The sequence below is a fragment of the Shewanella sp. MF05960 genome (assembly GCF_050849305.1).
In the GTDB taxonomy this organism is placed as follows: Bacteria; Pseudomonadota; Gammaproteobacteria; order Enterobacterales; family Shewanellaceae; genus Shewanella.
On the sequence record NZ_JBOZPS010000016.1, the window covers coordinates 22,627 to 41,875 of the forward strand.

Annotated in this window: 13 protein-coding genes; 7 read left to right on the top strand and 6 right to left on the bottom strand. The window is 42.7% G+C overall.

Annotation, left to right across the window (positions count from 1 at the left end; translation table 11 throughout):
- Window positions 1–205: 205 nt before the first annotated feature.
- The 5 genes from fadB to ACROAE_RS15390 all read left to right on the top strand — a co-directional run bounded on the left by fadB (window position 206) and on the right by ACROAE_RS15390 (window position 7,937).
- Entirely contained in the window at window positions 206–2,356 is a 2,151-nt protein-coding gene (gene fadB, locus ACROAE_RS15370; protein ID WP_432403299.1) for a fatty acid oxidation complex subunit alpha FadB, read from the top strand.
- 22 nt (window positions 2,357–2,378) lie between these two features.
- The gene (fadA, locus tag ACROAE_RS15375) at window positions 2,379–3,542 is read left to right on the top strand and encodes an acetyl-CoA C-acyltransferase FadA (protein WP_432403301.1); all 1,164 of its coding nucleotides are present in this window, start codon (window positions 2,379–2,381) and stop codon (window positions 3,540–3,542) included.
- Window positions 3,543–3,781: 239 nt separating this feature from the next.
- Window positions 3,782–4,027, top strand: coding sequence for a sulfurtransferase TusA (gene tusA / locus ACROAE_RS15380; protein WP_432403302.1), 246 nt, complete (start codon window positions 3,782–3,784; stop codon window positions 4,025–4,027).
- Between the two features lie 3 nt (window positions 4,028–4,030).
- Window positions 4,031–4,474, top strand: coding sequence for an MOSC domain-containing protein (locus ACROAE_RS15385; RefSeq protein WP_432403304.1), 444 nt, complete (start codon window positions 4,031–4,033; stop codon window positions 4,472–4,474).
- A gap of 277 nt (window positions 4,475–4,751) precedes the next feature.
- Window positions 4,752–7,937, top strand: a complete 3,186-nt coding sequence (locus ACROAE_RS15390) for an amidohydrolase family protein (protein WP_432403306.1) — start codon at window positions 4,752–4,754, stop codon at window positions 7,935–7,937.
- Window positions 7,938–8,025: 88 nt separating this feature from the next.
- Here ACROAE_RS15390 and ACROAE_RS15395 read toward each other — a convergent pair whose 3' ends face one another.
- Entirely contained in the window at window positions 8,026–8,589 is a 564-nt protein-coding gene (locus ACROAE_RS15395) for a DNA-3-methyladenine glycosylase I (protein ID WP_432403308.1), read from the bottom strand.
- Window positions 8,590–8,701: 112 nt separating this feature from the next.
- Between ACROAE_RS15395 and glyQ the strand changes: the two genes are divergently transcribed.
- On the top strand, window positions 8,702–9,607 hold the full coding sequence (gene glyQ / locus ACROAE_RS15400) for a glycine--tRNA ligase subunit alpha (RefSeq protein ID WP_432403310.1): 906 nt from the start codon (window positions 8,702–8,704) through the stop codon (window positions 9,605–9,607).
- A 9-nt stretch (window positions 9,608–9,616) separates the two neighbouring features.
- The gene (gene glyS / locus ACROAE_RS15405; RefSeq protein WP_432403312.1) at window positions 9,617–11,701 is read left to right on the top strand and encodes a glycine--tRNA ligase subunit beta; all 2,085 of its coding nucleotides are present in this window, start codon (window positions 9,617–9,619) and stop codon (window positions 11,699–11,701) included.
- A 129-nt stretch (window positions 11,702–11,830) separates the two neighbouring features.
- Here the strand turns inward: glyS and ACROAE_RS15410 are convergent, their stop codons facing one another.
- From ACROAE_RS15410 to dnaA, 5 genes are all read right to left on the bottom strand, one after another.
- Window positions 11,831–12,883, bottom strand: a complete 1,053-nt coding sequence (locus tag ACROAE_RS15410; protein WP_432403314.1) for an HDOD domain-containing protein — start codon at window positions 12,881–12,883, stop codon at window positions 11,831–11,833.
- Window positions 12,884–13,005: 122 nt separating this feature from the next.
- On the bottom strand, window positions 13,006–15,423 hold the full coding sequence (gene gyrB / locus ACROAE_RS15415; protein ID WP_432403316.1) for a DNA topoisomerase (ATP-hydrolyzing) subunit B: 2,418 nt from the start codon (window positions 15,421–15,423) through the stop codon (window positions 13,006–13,008).
- Between the two features lie 15 nt (window positions 15,424–15,438).
- Window positions 15,439–16,521 carry a DNA replication/repair protein RecF gene (recF, locus tag ACROAE_RS15420; protein WP_432403319.1) on the bottom strand — a complete coding sequence of 361 codons (1,083 nt, stop codon included), beginning with the start codon at window positions 16,519–16,521 and terminating at the stop codon, window positions 15,439–15,441.
- 88 nt (window positions 16,522–16,609) lie between these two features.
- Window positions 16,610–17,710 carry a DNA polymerase III subunit beta gene (dnaN, locus tag ACROAE_RS15425; RefSeq protein ID WP_432403321.1) on the bottom strand — a complete coding sequence of 367 codons (1,101 nt, stop codon included), beginning with the start codon at window positions 17,708–17,710 and terminating at the stop codon, window positions 16,610–16,612.
- An 18-nt stretch (window positions 17,711–17,728) separates the two neighbouring features.
- Window positions 17,729–19,114, bottom strand: a complete 1,386-nt coding sequence (gene dnaA / locus ACROAE_RS15430; RefSeq protein WP_432403323.1) for a chromosomal replication initiator protein DnaA — start codon at window positions 19,112–19,114, stop codon at window positions 17,729–17,731.
- Window positions 19,115–19,249: the final 135 nt, after the last annotated feature.

Sequence of the window (19,249 nt, forward strand, 5' to 3'; positions counted from 1 at the left end):
ATAAGTCTATCACAAACAAAAAAACTCCTCGCTAGATGATAAAAAATTAAACGGCCGTTTAAATTGGGTGTTGTAATTTTTCTCATTTAGTCGCACACTGAGAATTAGCTGGTCAATAGATGGCCGAAACTGCTGTGATTCAAGCTTGATAACTGCACAGTAAATAAGATGTGGAAGTCGCTTTTAAGCAATAAGGAAGCAAGCAATGATCTACCAAAGCCCTACCATTCAGGTTGAGTTACTTGAAGATAATATTGCCAAACTTTGTTTTAACGCACAAGGTTCGGTAAACAAGTTCGACAGAGAAACTCTAGCCTCTCTTGATGCCGCACTAGACAGCATCAAACAAAATACCAACATTAAAGCGCTACTGCTGACATCAGCAAAAAGCACTTTCATTGTTGGCGCTGACATTACCGAATTTTTAACGTTGTTTCAGCAAGATGATGCAACGTTACTTGCGTGGGTTGAACAAGCCAACGCAGTATTTAACAAGTTAGAAGACTTGCCGTTTCCAACCGTGTCTGCGGTTAACGGTTTTGCATTAGGCGGTGGTTGCGAAACTATTTTAGCAACTGACTTACGCGTTGCAGATACCAATGCTCGCATCGGTTTACCAGAAACCAAATTAGGCCTTATTCCTGGTTTTGGCGGCACAGTGCGTTTACCTCGTGTTATCGGTGCCGATAATGCCCTTGAGTGGATTACCACCGCGAAAGATCAACGCCCAGAAGACGCATTAAAAGTCGGCGCAATTGACGCCGTTGTCGCGCCAGAACATTTAGAAGCGGCAGCGCTACAAATGTTGCACGATGCCTTAAATGGTAGCCTTGATTGGCAAGCTCGTCGTACTCAAAAACAGTCTCCACTTATACTTCCTAAACTTGAAGCGATGATGTCTTTTGCTACGGCAAAAGGAATGGTGTTCTCTGTTGCAGGCAAGCATTATCCAGCGCCGATGGCCGCTGTGAATGTTGTTGAACAAGCAGCAGGTTTAGACCGTGATGGCGCATTAAAAGTAGAAGCACAAGCGTTTATCAAGCTAGCTAAAACAGACGTAGCTCAAGCACTGATTGGTATTTTCTTAAATGACCAATTCGTTAAAGGCAAAGCTAAGAAAGCCAGCAAACTGGCTAAAGATGTTAACCAAGCAGCTGTATTGGGTGCTGGCATTATGGGTGGCGGTATTGCTTACCAAAGCGCCAGCAAAGGCACACCGATTGTCATGAAAGACATCGCTCAGCCAGCATTAGAGCTAGGCTTGAACGAAGCGGCTAAAATCCTCACAACTCAAGTTGCTCGTGGTCGCTCTACACCTGAGAAAATGGCTAAAGTATTAAACAACATCACGCCTTCACTAGATTATGCCGCTATAAAAAATAGCGATATCGTTGTAGAAGCGGTAGTTGAACATCCAAAAGTGAAAGCGACAGTATTGGCGGAAGTTGAAGGTTATGTTTCTGAAGATGCGATTATTGCATCTAACACTTCAACAATCTCAATCAACTTGTTGGCAAAAAGCCTTAAGAAACCTGAACGTTTCTGCGGTATGCACTTCTTTAATCCAGTGCACAAAATGCCGTTAGTTGAAATTATCCGTGGTGAGCACAGCTCTGAAGAAACCATTGCCACCGTTGTAGCCTATGCAAGCAAAATGGGTAAAACACCAATCGTAGTCAATGATTGTCCAGGCTTCTTCGTTAACCGCGTATTGTTCCCATACTTTGCCGGCTTCAGCGGTTTACTTGCTGAAGGTGCAGACTTTGCTGCTGTCGATAAAGTCATGGAAAAACAGTTTGGTTGGCCAATGGGTCCTGCTTACCTACTTGACGTAGTCGGTCTAGATACAGGTCACCACGCACAAGCGGTTATGGCAGAAGGCTTCCCAGATCGTATGGGTAAAAATGGCAAAGATGCTATCGACATTATGTTTGAAAACAAACGTCTTGGTCAAAAGAATACCAAAGGTTTCTATGCTTACTCAGTTGACCGTCGCGGTAAACCGAAAAAAGACATTGATCAAACAAGCTACGAATTATTAAGTGCTGAGTTTGGTGCTTTAAAAGCATTTGAGTCTGATGACATCATCGCGCGCTGTATGATCCCAATGATCATTGAAACGGTTCGTTGTTTAGAAGAAGGTATTATTGCATCACCTGCTGAAGGCGATATGGGTCTAGTTTACGGCATTGGTTTCCCTCCATTCCGTGGCGGTGTATTCCGTTATTTAGACACAATGGGCGTAGCAAACTTTGTTGCCCTAGCAGATAAATACGCACACCTTGGCGGCTTATATCAAGTCACCGATGCAATGCGTGAACTTGCAGCCAACAACGGTAGTTACTACCAAGCCTAATCAGTGGGAAAGGAATTAAATCATGAAACAAGCTGTTATCGTAGACTGCATTCGTACCCCAATGGGCCGCTCTAAGGCTGGGGTATTTAGACATGTACGTGCAGAAACTCTTTCTGCAGAATTAATGAAAGCACTAATGGTGCGTAATCCACAATTAGATCCTAACGACATCGAAGATGTCATTTGGGGTTGTGTGCAGCAAACATTAGAGCAAGGTTTTAACATTGCCCGTAATGCATCATTGTTAGCGGGTATTCCTAAAACGGCTGGCGCTGTAACGGTAAACCGTTTATGTGGTTCGTCAATGGACGCCCTTCATCAAGCGGCTCGCGCCATTATGACTGGCCAAGGCGACACCTTTATTATTGGTGGTGTTGAGCACATGGGTCATGTACCAATGAACCACGGTGTTGATTTTCACCCAGGCCTTGCCAACCGCGTAGCAAAAGCATCTGGCATGATGGGCTTAACCGCTGAAATGTTAGGTAAAATGCACGGTATCACTCGTGAGCAACAAGATGCGTTTGCTGTACGTTCTCACCAACGTGCCCATGCTGCAACTATCGAAGGTCGCTTTGCTAAAGAAATTTGGGGCATTGAAGGCCACGATGCCAACGGCGCACTAATTAAAGTGATGACCGACGAAGTCATTCGTCCAGAAACGACACTAGAGTCACTTGCGGGTTTACGCCCAGCATTCGACCCAGTTAACGGCACGGTGACTGCAGGTACATCATCTGCATTATCTGACGGTGCCTCTGCAATGTTAGTGATGGAAGAATCTAAAGCACGTGCTTTAGGCTTAACTATCCGAGCACGTATTCGTTCAATGGCTGTTGCCGGTTGTGATGCTGCAATTATGGGCTATGGTCCAGTACCAGCAACCAAAAAAGCATTAGCCCGTGCTGGATTGTCTGTTGCTGATTTAGATCTTATCGAACTAAACGAAGCGTTTGCGGCACAGTCTTTACCTTGTGTTAAAGATCTTGGCTTACAAGATGTTGTCGATGAAAAGATTAACCTTAACGGTGGCGCAATTGCATTAGGCCATCCATTAGGTTGTTCTGGCGCGCGTATCTCAACGACATTGATAAACTTAATGGAAGAAAAAGATGCAACGCTTGGCCTTGCCACTATGTGTATCGGTTTAGGACAAGGTATCGCAACAGTATTTGAACGCGTATAACGTTTAAATAATCTGTCGTTATATTTATCTGTCTGAAAACGAGCCTATTTGGCTCGTTTTTTTTATTTTCAAATTTTTCTGCTTTGGCTAATGTTCCACGTGAAACATATTCTATGAAAATTAAAAAATAAAGGAAAAAACGAAAATTCGGGATAGGTGAGCTAAACTCAAACTTGGCAAGCATTACTGACAAGAGTAAAATTGCTGATAACTAGACTGGTAAAAATAGATTTTATTTAATGACTGATATATATGCTCAAGCACAACATCAACTCGATGCCCTTGGCCTTCGTTGCCCAGAACCGGTAATGATGATCCGCAAAACAGTTCGTAAAATGACTGACGGTGAGACTTTACTTATCATCGCTGATGACCCAGCAACGACAAGAGATATTCCAAGTTTTTGTGAATTTATGGACCACACGTTACTCGCCAGTGACACCAGTAAAACACCCTATCAGTATCTACTCAAAAAAGGACTGTAATACATGACCATCACATTGGAAGCCATCGCATATAAAACTGCAAAGCGCGGCATAATGAAACCCGCCTTTTGTGCCAATGTGACTTTAGAACGTGGTGTTGAAAATGATATTTTTGGCCGCCCAGGAAAACGCCAAGTTACCGTTATGTCCAAACAACAATGGCAAATAGCCTGCCAACAAATTGATGCAGATCTTGATTGGCTCACTCGCAGAGCTAACTTATTAATCAGTGGCTATCAGTTTAGTATGGCTGATGTCGGTAAAGTGATTTCGATTGGCCTCGATCTTAAATTACTCATCACCGGTGAAACTGACCCGTGTAAAAAAATGGAAATCGCTCACCCAGGTTTAGAACAGGCATTAAGACCTGATTGGCGTGGCGGTGTAACTTGCCGAGTCATTCAAGCGGGATTAATACAACCCGATGACCTAGTCACTGTTGCTTAAACCACTAAAAGCCTTAACTCATTTTCATTTAAGCCTTCCAAATTACACTTCATTCATTTCATACCTGTAAATGACTCACAGGTATGCATGTTAACGCTTGTCATTAATTGAAACAGATTTGTTGTACACCTTATCAAGAATTTATGCGATAAAGGTATCATTCACACTACAAACTCAGTAAAGCTTACCCTAAAGAGCATCGCAACAATGCTCATTGACTAGGATACTTAGCTTGATTAACTCCACGAAAATAAAAATGAAACGGATAATCGACTCTATGTTTACTCATAAACTAACACCACTTTATACCGCTATTGCTCTCTCGCTTGGCATGAGCACAGCAAGCTTTGCCAATGAAGATGACACAACTAAATGGCAAGTGAACGCACCCGAAAATGCCCCACTAGAAAAAATTGACATCAATGTCACCGAAGGGACATGGATGAACGTCAATGTGTCACCAGACGGTAAAAACATCGTGTTTGACCTATTAGGTGATATTTATCAAATGCCAATTTCGGGTGGTGAAGCTAAGCCTCTTGCTCAAGGTATTGCTTGGCAAATGCAACCTGTTTACAGTCCAGATGGCAAACACATTGCCTTTACCACTGATGAAGATGGCGGAGATAATATCTGGATTATGGATGCAGACGGCGCAAATCCACATCCTGTCACCAAAGAAACGTTTCGATTACTCAACAGCCCAGCATGGAGCCCTGACTCACAATACCTTGTAGCTCGTAAACATTATACTGGTACTCGCAGTTTAGGCGCGGGTGAAGTATGGATGTACCACGTTGCTGGCGGTGAAGGCGTTAAATTAACCGAACGCCCAAACGAGCAAAAAGATTTAGGTGAACCAGCCTACTCACCAGATGGTCGCTATATTTATTTTAGCCAGGACGCCACGCCAGGAAAAACCTTTCACTACTCTAAAGACTCAGTAAAAGGCATTTATAAAATTAAGCGTTATGACACTCAAACTGGCGATATCGAAGTATTGATTGAAGGTACCGGTGGCGCAATCCGCCCAACTCCAAGCCCAGATGGCAAAACATTAGCGTATATTAAACGCGATGGATTCCAATCAACGCTTTACTCACTTGATTTAAAGTCAGGTGAAGAAACTAAACTGTACGACAAGCTTGACCGCGATATGCAAGAAACCTGGGCTATTCATGGTGTTTACCCAACAATGTCATGGACCAAAGACAACAAGCACATAGTATTTTGGGCCCAAGGCAAAATTAATAAACTCGACGTAGACAGTAAAAAGGTCAGTGACATTCCATTTAGCATTAAAGATCAACGTGACATCCAGCCGGCGGTTCGTTTCACGCAAAACTTAGATCAAGATGAATTTGATGTCAAAATGCTACGTATGGCACAAGTATCACCTAACGGCGAAAAAGTCGTATTTGAAGCATTAGGTAAGATTTGGATACGCGATATTAATGGCGGTAAACATCAACGCCTTACTCGTTTAGACAATGATATTAACGAGCTATTTCCACAGTGGTCGCGCGACGGCAAAGATGTTGTATTTACTACCTGGAATGATCAACAACAAGGCACGGTGAGTGTGGTGAGTGCACGTGGCGGCAAATCAAAAGTATTAACCAGTGAACCGGGTAAATACGTTGAGCCGACCTTCTCACCAAACGGCGACTATATTGTTTATCGTAAAGCTCGTGGCGGTTATATGACACCACGCACCTGGTCGCAAGAACCCGGTTTATATAAAGTGGATATCAAAGGTAAACAAAATACCAAGCTGACAGCGAGCGGTCATCAACCACAATTTGGTGCAGACTCGGACAGAGTGTATTTTATGGATTTTGGTAAAACTCCAGAGTTTGCTTCAATCGGTATGAATGGCTTTGAAAAGCGTACCCATTACACCAGCGACCACGCAACAGAGTTTCGCTTATCGCCAGATGGTGAACACTTAGCCTTTGCAGAGCGCTTTAGAGTATATGTTACCCCGTTCGCTAAACACGGTGAAACCATTGCCATCGGACCCAAAGCCACTAACTTACCGGTTAGCCAACTAAGTGCCCGTGCAGGTGAAAGTATTAGCTGGAATGGTAAAAATAACCAACTGTATTGGACATTGGGCCCAGAGCTTTATCAAGCCGATGTCGACACTCAATACACTAAATCAGACAAAAAAGTAGAACCGAAAGTCACTGCCATTGGCTTTAAAGATAAAGCAGATGTTCCACGTGGAACAGTTGTATTTTTCGGTGGCAAAGTGATTACCATGGAAAATGATCAAGTCATCGATAATGGTGTTGTCATTGTAAAAGACAATAAAATTAGCCAGGTTGGTGATGCGACATTAACGATCCCAGAGGGCGCACAAGTTATCGACATCAGCGGTAAAACTATTATGCCGGGGTTATTTGATGCCCATGCGCATGGTGGACAAGCTGATGATGAAATTATTCCGCAGCAAAACTGGGCATTATATTCAGGCTTGTCACTTGGGGTTACCTCTATTCACGACCCATCAAATGATACCACCGAAATTTTTGCTGCATCTGAGCAACAAAAAGCCGGTAAAATTGTTGGCCCACGTATATTTTCTACGGGTACCATTTTATACGGCGCAAACCTACCAGGTTACACCTCCCACGTAGATTCATTAGATGATGCAAAGTTTCACCTGGAGCGTCTTAAAAAAGTGGGTGCGTTCAGTGTCAAAAGCTATAACCAACCTCGTCGAGATCAGCGTCAGCAAATTATTGCCGCGGCGCGTGAACTTGAAATGATGGTGGTTCCGGAGGGCGGCAGTTTATTACAACATAACTTATCAATGGCCGCTGACGGACACACAACTTTAGAACACTCATTACCTGTGGCCTCTATTTACAGTGACATTAAACAGTTCTGGAGCCAAACAAAAGTTAACTACACACCAACACTTGTCGTTTCATATGGTGGCATATCAGGTGAACATTACTGGTACGACAAAACGGATGTCTGGGCTCACCCACGCTTAAGTATGTATGTCCCGCATGAAATTTTAGACGCTCGCTCGATGCGCAGAACCACCGCGCCAGACGAGCACTATAACCACTTCAATGTTGCCAGAGTGGCCAATGAACTGAATGATTTAGGTGTTAAAGTTAATATTGGCGCCCATGGTCAGCGCGAAGGTTTAGCGGCTCATTGGGAAATGTGGATGTTCGCACAAGGCGGCATGAGTAATATGGATGTACTCAAAACGGCGACGATTAACCCTGCAACTACCTTTGGCATGGATCATCAGTTAGGATCAATTAAGCCAGGTAAATTAGCCGACCTCATTGTAATTGATGGCGACCCATTAACGGATATCCGTAGCACAGATAAAGTTACCTACACCATGGTAAACGGTAAGTTGTTCAACTCAGAAACAATGAATGAATTAAATGGTGATAAGCAAAAGCGTAAAGCGTTTTTCTTTGAAAAAATCTAACTATCTCACTCTAATAAAGTGAATCAAGTAAAAAGGGTGTTCCACGTGGAACACCCTTTTTTATTATCGGAATCAGTATCGAAAATATTTAAAACTGACCGTAACAATGACAATCTGTCGTATGGTCGTTCACCATTCCAACGGCCTGCATAAAAGCATAACAAATAGTCGGACCAACAAAGTTAAAGCCAAGTTTTTTAAGTGCTTTAGACATCGCTTCAGATTCTGCGGTTTGGGCTGGAACTTGGCTTAATGACTCAAACTGGTTAACCCTAGGTACACCACCAACAAAGCTCCATAAAAAAGATGAAAAATCATTACCCTGCTCTACAAAGGCCATATACGCTTTGGCGTTTTTAATGATCGAATTTATTTTTAATCGATTACGCACAATACCGGGCTCTAGCATTAGTGCCTCAACTTTTTCTTGGTCAAACTCAACAATCAGTCTTGGCTCAAAACCAGCAAAGAGTTGCTGGTAGTTTTGTTGCTTTTTTAAAATAGTAATCCAAGACAAACCAGCTTGCTGACCATCTAAACAAAGTTTTTCAAAAAGGTGTTTCGCATCATATTCAGGTCGGCCCCAAACCGTATCGTGATAATGTTGATATAAAGGGTCTTCACTTACCCAGCCACATCGGTTAACTTGCATGGTATGGTTCCATTAATGTATTTATGAATACGTTAAAAAATAACCTACATCTGCCTTGCTCTACAAGGTATAATCATTAACATTTTCTATTAATAGCCTGACAGTAGTAGACATGACGACGAAACACGACGTAAAGACATTTCAAGGGTTCATCCTAACCCTGCAGGAATATTGGGCGCAGCAAGGTTGCGCAATTGTCCAACCACTCGATATGGAAGTTGGTGCTGGTACTTTCCACCCGCAGACGTTCTTACGCTCATTAGGCCCAGAGCCAATGAGTAGCGCATATGTGCAACCGTCTCGCCGTCCTACTGATGGACGCTATGGTGAAAACCCAAACCGCTTGCAACATTATTACCAATTTCAAGTGGTATTAAAGCCATCACCAGACAATATTCAAGAGCTTTACCTCGGCTCACTAGAAGCCCTGGGTATTGATACTCAAGTGCATGATATTCGTTTTGTTGAAGACAACTGGGAATCACCAACACTGGGCGCTTGGGGTTTAGGCTGGGAAGTGTGGCTTAACGGCATGGAAGTGACTCAGTTTACGTATTTCCAGCAAGTGGGCGGTATTGAATGTAGCCCTGTAACGGGTGAGATCACTTATGGCCTTGAGCGTTTAGCCATGTACATTCAAGAAGTCGACAGTGTGTACGATCTTGTTTGGACCGACGGACCACGTGGTCGTGTAACCTACGGAGACATTTTTCATCAAAACGAAGTTGAACAATCAACATATAACTTCGAACATGCCGATGTCGACTTTATGTTTACCCTATTCGATCAATGCGAAAAAATGTGCCTGCACTTATTATCGCTAGAAAAACCTCTACCACTGCCTGCTTACGAGCAAGTAATGAAAGCCTCTCACGCTTTTAACTTACTTGATGCTCGCCATGCCATTTCAGTTACTGAACGCCAGCGTTACATCTTACGCGTTCGCACCATGGCTAAAGGTGTTGCAGAATCTTATTATCAAGCACGCGAAGCGCTTGGCTTCCCAATGTGTAAGTAGAGGTCACCAATGAAATTTGAAAACTTACTTATTGAAGTGGGAACAGAAGAGTTACCGCCAAAGTCATTACGCACTCTAGCAGAATCTTTTTTAGCGAACTTTACCGATGAACTCACCAAAGCAGATATCCCCTTTGACTCTGCGCTTTGGTATGCAGCGCCTCGTCGTTTGGCCATCAACGTTGTAGGCCTTGCCCTTGCTCAAGCAGATAAAGTCGTTGAAAAACGTGGCCCAGCAGTCAGCTCAGCATTTGATGCTGATGGCAACCCAACCAAGGCAGCACAAGGCTGGGCGCGTGGCAACGGTATTACTGTTGATCAAGCTGAGCGTTTAGTCACCGACAAAGGCGAATGGTTAGTTCATCAAGCTAAAGTGGTGGGTGTTGAAACCAAAAGTCTGATTGCTGACATGGCGCAACGTGCGCTTGATAAATTGCCAATCCCAAAACCAATGCGTTGGGGCAGCAATAAAACACAATTTATTCGCCCTGTTCACACTGTGACCATATTATTGGGTAGCGAATTAATCGCAGGTGAATTATTGGGTATTAAATCAGACCGAGTTATTCGCGGCCACCGTTTTATGGGTAAAGCAACATTTGAGCTAGACCATGCAGACAACTATTTAACTGCGCTAAAAGAGCAAGGTAAAGTGCTGGCTGATTATCAGCTACGTAAAACCTTAATCAAAGCAGACTCTGAAGCAGCAGCGGCCAAAATTGGTGGTGTAGCCGATATACAAGAAGACTTACTTGAAGAAGTAGCATCATTGGTTGAATGGCCAATAGTGTTAACGGCTAGTTTTGAAGAAAAGTTTTTAGCGGTGCCGTCTGAAGCCCTTGTATATACAATGAAAGGCGATCAGAAATACTTCCCAGTATTTGATAAAACCGGCAACTTATTACCTAACTTTATTTTCGTTACCAATATCGAATCTAAAGATCCACAACAAATTATTTCAGGTAATGAGAAAGTGGTTCGCCCTCGCCTAGCCGATGCTGAATTCTTCTTTAACACTGATAAAAAGCACACGCTAGAGTCACGTTTAGCCAGCCTTGAAACCGTGGTGTTTCAAAAACAGCTTGGTACTCTTAAAGCACGTGTTGAGCGAATTTCAACACTAGCTGGGTTTATTGCTACCAAGCTTGATGCCCAAGGTGTTAGCACAAACAGTGCTGATGCCAGCCGTGCCGGTCTATTGTCTAAAACAGACTTAATGACCAACATGGTGATGGAGTTTACTGACACCCAAGGCACCATGGGGATGCATTATGCTCGCCTTGATGGTGAAACCGAAGCGGTTGCTATTGCACTTGAAGAACAATACAAACCTAAATTCTCAGGTGATACGGTACCAACAGCAAGCGTGTCTTGTGCTGTTGCATTAGCTGAAAAGCTAGACACCTTAGTGGGTATTTTTGGCATTGGCCAAGCACCTAAAGGGGCTGCAGATCCATTTGCACTTCGCCGTGCTGCTATCGGTATTTTACGCATTATTGTTGAAAACAATTTGCCGCTAGACTTAGTAGACCTAATTGCTAAAGCCCAAGCGTTACATGCTGATAACGTTAGCAATGCCAATACAGCTGAAGACGTACTTGAATTTTTAATGGCACGCTTCCGTAGTTGGTACCAAGATAAAGGCATTCAAGTTGATGTGATTTTAGCAGTATTAGCTCGTCGCCCTACGCGTCCAGCTGATTTTGACAGTCGCGTTAAAGCCGTATCCCACTTCCGTGGTTTAGAGGCCTCAACAGCGCTTGCTGCTGCCAATAAGCGTGTTTCTAATATCTTGGCCAAAGTTGAAGGTGAACTGCCTGCAAACATCAACCAAGCGCTATTAGCAGAAACAGCTGAAAAAGCATTAGCCGATAAACTCGCGCAGTTACAACCGCAGTTAGCACCACTGTTTGCCAATGCTGATTACCAGCAAGCATTAACATTACTAGCCGATTTACGTGAAAGCGTGGATCAGTTCTTTGAAGATGTGATGGTTATGGCTGACGATGAAGCATTAAAAAATAACCGTTTAGCGTTGTTAACCAATCTTCGTGAGCAGTTCTTACATGTAGCGGATATTTCACTTTTACAATAATGTGATATTGCAGCAATAAAAAAGCGCCGAAAGGCGCTTTTTTTTATTCATTTTTAATATTAAGAGTAAAACGTAACCCTCACCACATTGATAACTTTCAATGCTCAAAACACAAATTTAAAATCAGATTTAAAACTCAATCAGTTTTTGATGTAGCGCCGCAAATTCTTGTTCGCTCATTTCCACTTGCGCTAATAATACTGCCAATGCTGATTGCGGTAATTTATCGACTTGCTGCAGCATAGAACACTCACTAATGATATTTGCTTTCCAGATGAGTAACGTCATTTCATCATCGGGTTTAATATTGGTATTCGCCAACAACGTTAACGGTGCTTCAAAGTGTTGTGGTAACTGCCAATAACGCGCTAACAATGCACTGAGTGTTAACGATTTGCTAGTCATCACCTGTTTAAACAGCATTGAACTAGGCTGTTCACCGGGTTCAGCCTGGTAAAATGCATCGACCAACATTTTAAAAATCGCAATTTTTCCCACATCATGGAGTAACGCAACTAAAAAGGCGCGTTCGCGTTGTTCAGGGGTAGCTAATTCACTGGCTAAAAATGCCACCTGCATTGAATGGCGCCAAATTTCCGCACCAAAACGTCTGAAATATATTGGCTTAATATCAATCATTTCACGCGCTAAACAACTGGTAATAAACTGTCTCAGTTGTTGTCTGCCCACTTGAACTAGCGCTTGTTGAATACTGGTGACGTCATGTTCAGCCCGTTTAAACACTGGTGAATTACACAGTTTAAGCACTTCAATACACAACAGTGGGTCTTGCTCAATTAACTGAATTAACTCTTGGATATCAATATTATCATCGGCCAGTTTTCTGTCTAATTCGAGTATTTTACTCGGTAGCTTCAACACATTATCTGCAATGGCTTGTGGTGAACTTAATGCCTGCTCAATTTTTTGCATCACATTGCGTTCTAAATTATTAGCGATACCCGTTGTGCTCGTTTGGGCACTGGCAAACAAAAAGCTGTAAAACAAGGCTGATAAATCTAATTGCGACTCAACCGCGAGTTTAGGGCTCACTTCAATAGTCGGCTTTACGTCTGGCTTTGGAGATTGCTGGCGTTTCTCGACCTCTGTGCGGCCAGTAAATTTTACTTGTTCATTGCGGTCACGGATATTAAACAGCTTCTTAAAAAAACTTGTTACCACAATAAAGAGCCTTATAAAAATGAGTTGATGATGATTATATTTACCACAGTTGATTTAGTTAATCATAGCAATAAAAACAAAAATGGGCGCCATAAGGCACCCATTTATTTTAATAAGACGTGCTACACGTCTAAGTTAGCCACGTTTAATGCGTTAGTTTCAATAAACTCACGACGAGGCTCAACTTGGTCGCCCATTAAACACGTAAATAACTGGTCAGCCGCAACAGCATCATCAATGGTAACGCGTAACATACGACGAGACTCAGGATCCATTGTAGTTTCCCACAACTGCTCAGGGTTCATTTCACCCAATCCTTTATAACGTTGAATATATAACCCACGTTTTGCTTCGCTCATGGTCCAATCTAACGCATCTAGGAAGCTTTCAACTTCTTTGACACGTTCACCACGTTGTACATAACCACCTTCTTCAATCATACCGTCTAGTGCAGCGCCAAGCTTGGCAATACGCTGATAATCTGTAGAGGTAAAGAAGTCGTAACCAAATAAGAAATTGGTATCGATACCATGCTTACGGATTGTCACACTTGGAATGTAGACTTTCCGTTCAGGATCAAGGATGACATTAGCAGAGAAAATAATACCACTGCTTTCGCGCTCAACTAAATCATCGATAAAGGTTTTGCACCAGGTTGTCATTTTCGCTTCGTCACTGAGCATCTCTAACGTGACTTCTGGATGATACAACATGCGATCGGTTAGGTTCATCGGGAAACGTTTTTCTAAACGCTTAATGATTTTCTCAACTTCACGATACTGGCTAACCAAACGCTCTAACGGTTCACCACTCATGCCCAATGCACCTTGGCTTGGGTAAACGTGAGTTCCGTCTAACGCTTGTGTAGTTAAATATTCCGTTAACGCTAACTCATCTTTTAAATATTGTTCTTGTTTGCCCTTTTTAACCTTATACAGTGGTGGCTGTGCGATATACACATAACCACGCTCAATAAGCTCAGGCATTTGACGGAAGAAGAAGGTCAACAGCAATGTTCGAATGTGCGAGCCGTCGACGTCAGCATCGGTCATGATAACAATGTTGTGATAACGGGTTTTATCTGGGTTGTATTCGTCACGGCCAATACCACAACCTAATGCAGTAATTAGCGTTGCCACTTCTTGTGAAGATAACATCTTGTCAAAACGTGCTTTTTCTACGTTTAAGATTTTACCTTTAAGCGGAAGAATCGCTTGGTTTTTACGGTTACGCCCCTGCTTGGCTGATCCGCCAGCAGAGTCACCTTCCACTATGTATATTTCAGAAAGACCAGGGTCTTTCTCTTGGCAATCGGCTAGCTTACCTGGCAAACCACCTAAATCTAATGCGCCTTTACGACGGGTCATTTCACGCGCTTTACGTGCAGCTTCACGAGCACGGGCAGCATCAACAATTTTGCCTACAATCAGCTTAGCATCTGCTGGGTTTTCTAATAGGTAGTCATTTAACTGCTCACCCATTGTTTGTTCTACAGCACTTTTTACTTCGCTCGAAACCAGTTTATCTTTAGTTTGCGAACTAAACTTAGGATCTGGCACTTTAACAGAGATAACCGCGGTTAAGCCTTCACGAGCATCATCACCGGTAGCACTGGTTTTACCTTTTTTGTTAAACCCTTCACGTTCCATGTAGTTATTTAAGTTACGTGTTAACGCACCACGGAAGCCAGCTAAGTGAGTACCACCATCGCGCTGTGGGATGTTGTTAGTAAAACAGAAAATGCTTTCTTGGTAACCGTCGTTCCACTGCATAGCAACTTCGACAGTAATGCCATCTTCACGCTCTTGTGAAAAGTGGAATACGTCTTTGTTAATAGGTGTTTTATTGCGGTTTAAATAATTTACAAAGGCACTAATACCACCCTCATATTTAAAGAATTCATCTTTGTTATCACGTTCATCAACTAGGCGGATACCCACACCTGAGTTTAAGAAAGATAATTCACGAACACGTTTTGCTAAAATTTCGAAATGGAATTCAACATCGGTAAATGTGTCACTACTTGGCCAGAAACGAAGTTCCGTACCGGTTTTAACTGCATCACCAATTTCTTTAATCGGCGCATCTGGCACACCATGAGTATAAAACTGCTCATAGACTTTACCGGCACGACGAATAGTTAACTGTAATTTTTGCGATAATGCGTTAACAACTGACACCCCCACACCGTGAAGACCACCAGACACTTTGTAAGAGTTATCATCAAACTTACCGCCGGCATGTAATACCGTCATGATAACTTCAGCTGCAGATACTCCCTCTTCCTCATGGATAGAAACAGGAATACCACGACCGTCATCTTTTACAGAGACAGAACCGTCTGAGTGAATAGTAATGGTGATATCGCTACAATGGCCGGCTAAAGCTTCATCGATAGAGTTATCGACCACTTCGAATACCATGTGATGAAGACCTGTGCCGTCATCAGTATCACCAATGTACATACCAGGTCTCTTACGGACTGCATCAAGGCCTTTTAATACCTTGATACTCGAAGAATCGTAACTATTCTCTGACATATTTCTCTCTCGTTGTTATTCAATAACCGTTACTTGCCCATGCTCCACATGAAACATCCTGTTGGGAGGGCTAGATAACGAATCGACTATTGCTAGCGGATCAATTGCGGTGACAAAAATTTGCGCACCGGTTTCGGTTAACTGCTGTAGCAATAGCTGCCTATGCTGTGCATCCAACTCTGACGGTAAATCGTCGACTAAATAAATACTGTTTTTATCTAGTTGTTGTTTGAGCAACTTTCCCTGTGCAATACGCAGTGCACAGACTAATAATTTTAATTGTCCACGGGATAGCGCATCCTGCACTGGTAAGTTTCCCACACGCAAACGTAAGTCTGCTTTATGAGGGCCGCTACCCGTGTTACCTGCCGCTACATCTCGCGAATATTGGTTTTCAAGTAATTGCGCAAAATCCGTTTTACTGTCCCATCCTCGGGTAAAAGAAACCTTAATATCAACCTGAGGTAAAAACCCTCTTATTATACCCTTTAGTAGCTCATTTAACGAGTCTACATATCGATTTCGTATGTCGGTAACTTGTTCAGCATACCGCACCAGCTCCTTATCCCAAAATTGTATTTGGCTATAGGGCGCTTGATTTCTAAGCAACTGATTGCGCTGCTTTAATACCTTACGAACATTCACCCAGGCTTGGTAAAAATGCGGGTCAGAATGAAAGGCTCCCCAATCAATAAATTGCCTGCGAGCTTTTGGCCCTTCAAACAATAAAGAAAAACTTTCGGGAGTGATAACTTGAATTGGCAGGGTTTCAGCTAATGTCGATAAGCGTTTGACTTTTTCGCCGTTAATTTTAACTTCAATATCACCACTACGGTGACGCCTAAGCCCTATTTTACAGTCGTTGTCGTCTTGTACTAAATTGGCGAACAGGGTTAATTTATCGTCATCATTATTAATAACCCGCTGTGATAGATGGCTGCGGAACGAGCGTCCCATGCCTAAAAAGTATATCGCCTCTAAAATACTGGTTTTACCGCTGCCGTTTTGACCGTAAATCAAGTTTAACCCATCGCTTGGGTTAAGCGTTGCTGCAGTAATATTACGAAACGAGCCAATGGTAATGCGCGATAAACTCATGAACACCTATTGTGATAACCCAATAAAACAGTAGAGACAAAGAAGGTGCTTTGCAGCACCTTTCATATCGTCAGTAAACAATAACGTATTACAGACGCATTGGCATCACCACGTACATAGAATCTTCTTCTTTGTGGTTCTCAATTAATGCACTCGAATTTCCGTCAATGAGTGTTATACGCACATCATCACTGGCTAAGTTATTGAGCACATCAAGCAAATAACTGACATTGAAGCCTATTTCTAGTTTGTCAGAATCATAATCGACATCAATGATTTCTTCGGCTTCTTCTTGCTCTGGATTATTCGCTGTTATCTTTAATAAACCGGGCTCAAGCTGAATACGCACACCACGAAACTTCTCGTTAGATAAAATAGAAGCGCGGGTTAATGCTTGTTTTAGCTGATTTCGACTCGCAATAACGATTTTGTTGCCACCTTTAGGCAGCACACGGCGATAATCAGGAAAACGACCATCGACCAATTTACTGGTGAATACTGCTGAATGAGTAATTGCACGAATCGCATTATCACCTATCGCAATAGTAATATCTTGGTCGTCGCTATCAAGTAAGCGCGCCATTTCAACCACACCTTTACGCGGCACAATCACTTGTTTTTCAGGTAAGGTGGTCTCTAAGGTTCGATGACTTAGTGCTAAACGGTGGCCGTCGGTAGCAATAGCGCGCAATACATTGCCTTCGGTTTCAAACAATAAACCGTTGAGGTAATAACGCACATCTTGGTTAGCCATTGAAAACTGGGTAGAGTCAATAATCGACTTTAACACGCCCTGCTTTAAGCTAAATTCAATATCCGCTTGGAAAGCTTCAACGTTAGGATAATCTTCAGCTGGAAGTGTTGCCAATGAAAAACGGCTACGACCTGAGCGCAACAACCATTTGTTATCTTGTTGCTCTACTTTTAATTCGCTTTGTTCTGGTAATGACTTAACAATGTCGAGTAACTTTTTAGCTGGCACAGTGGTTCGGCCAATACTAATATCACCATGGATGGCAGCCTGGCCTACCAATTCAACCTCTAAATCCGTACCAGTTAGCTTAAGTGAGTCTTCACTAACTTCAACTAATAAATTAGCTAAAATAGGCAGGTTATGTCTGCGTTCTACCGCGCCACACACTAGTTGCAGCGGCTTTAATAGGGCGTCCCTATCAATTGAAAATTTCATCGTTCTACATTCCCTGAATTAAGAAGACAGAGTTCTAATCAAGTTAGCGTAATCTTCTTTAATGTCATGACTCTCTTCGCGCAGTTGCGCAATTTTACGACAAGCATGCAATACCGTCGTATGGTCACGACCACCAAATGCATCGCCAATTTCTGGCAAACTTTGGTTAGTGAGTTCTTTAGATAGCGCCATCGCCACTTGTCGTGGTCTTGCCACACTGCGTGAACGACGTTTAGACAGCATATCTGCCATTTTAATTTTGTAGTATTCAGCAACTGTCTTCTGAATATTGTCTATAGTGACTAATTTTTCTTGCAGTGCCAAGAGATCGCGTAACGCTTCACGTACAAAATCAATGGTGATTGGACGACCGGTGAAGTTGGCGTTAGCAATAACGCGGTTTAACGCACCTTCAAGCTCGCGTACGTTTGAACGTAAACGCTTAGCAATAAAGAAGGCCACTTCATCAGGCAGGTTAATACCGCTCTCTTGTGCTTTACGCATTAAAATCGCTACGCGGGTTTCTAATTCAGGTGGCTCGATGGCAACCGTTAACCCCCAACCAAAGCGAGACTTTAAGCGATCTTCTACCCCGTCGATCTCTTTTGGATAACGGTCAGACGTTAAAATAATTTGGTGGTTACCTTCTAATAATGCGTTGAAGGTATGGAAAAACTCTTCTTGAGAACGATCTTTGTTAGCAAAGAATTGAATATCGTCAATAAACAGGGCATCGACACTGCGGTAATAACGTTTAAATTCTTCGATGGCGTTATTTTGTAAGGCTTTAACCATGTCCTGTACAAAACGCTCAGAATGCATGTACACCACTTTAGCATTAGGATTATTTTTAATGATCCCGTTACCGACTGCGTGTAATAAATGTGTTTTACCTAAACCGGTGCCGCCATATAAAAATAATGGGTTATACGCACCACCTGGGTTTTCAGATACTTGTAATGCGGCCGCTTTGCCTAATTGGTTTGATTTACCTTCAACGAAGTTATCAAACTGATAAGTAGGGTTAATATTACTGCGGTGGTTGGCATTAATAATGGGTTCTGCTTGGGTATTAAATGACGTAGTGCCAACTTGAGCTCTGGTTTGGCTGCTAACAGGCTTAGCGGCTACTGGAGCGCGGACAACAGGACGTGCAGACGGACGGCTACCAATATCAAAACGCAACTTAGGTGCATCACTGCCCATTTGCTCGGTGAAGAATTGATTAATGATATTAATGTATTTATCGCGTACCCAATCCAGTACGAAACGATTTGGCGCATACAAAACCAGAGTATCACCATCCATTTCAGCTTGTAACGGACGGATCCACATACTGAACTGCTGCGCTGATAACTCGTCTTGCAGTCTGCCGATACATTGTTGCCAAAGTGAAACCGCCACTTATTTATCCCCAAATATCTTTAGTCAAAGGAGGTGTATTCTATAGTGAGATCACAATGATCGCTATCCTTAAAAACAGATTTATCCCCAGCGGGATCATTCGGTGTGGATATCTGGGATCATCAAAGATCAAAA

Bases quoted from the DNA above. Each gene is read 5' to 3' on its own strand.
- dnaN (WP_432403321.1), bottom strand. From the start codon at position 17,710: ATGAAATTTTCAATTGATAGGGACGCCCTATTAAAGCCGCTGCAACTA.
- ACROAE_RS15395 (WP_432403308.1), bottom strand. From the start codon at position 8,589: ATGCAAGTTAACCGATGTGGCTGGGTAAGTGAAGACCCTTTATATCAA.
- ACROAE_RS15390 (WP_432403306.1), top strand. From the start codon at position 4,752: ATGTTTACTCATAAACTAACACCACTTTATACCGCTATTGCTCTCTCG.
- gyrB (WP_432403316.1), bottom strand. From the start codon at position 15,423: ATGTCAGAGAATAGTTACGATTCTTCGAGTATCAAGGTATTAAAAGGC.
- ACROAE_RS15385 (WP_432403304.1), top strand. From the start codon at position 4,031: ATGACCATCACATTGGAAGCCATCGCATATAAAACTGCAAAGCGCGGC.
- glyQ (WP_432403310.1), top strand. From the start codon at position 8,702: ATGACGACGAAACACGACGTAAAGACATTTCAAGGGTTCATCCTAACC.
- tusA (WP_432403302.1), top strand. From the start codon at position 3,782: ATGACTGATATATATGCTCAAGCACAACATCAACTCGATGCCCTTGGC.
- fadB (WP_432403299.1), top strand. From the start codon at position 206: ATGATCTACCAAAGCCCTACCATTCAGGTTGAGTTACTTGAAGATAAT.
- fadA (WP_432403301.1), top strand. From the start codon at position 2,379: ATGAAACAAGCTGTTATCGTAGACTGCATTCGTACCCCAATGGGCCGC.
- glyS (WP_432403312.1), top strand. From the start codon at position 9,617: ATGAAATTTGAAAACTTACTTATTGAAGTGGGAACAGAAGAGTTACCG.
- recF (WP_432403319.1), bottom strand. From the start codon at position 16,521: ATGAGTTTATCGCGCATTACCATTGGCTCGTTTCGTAATATTACTGCA.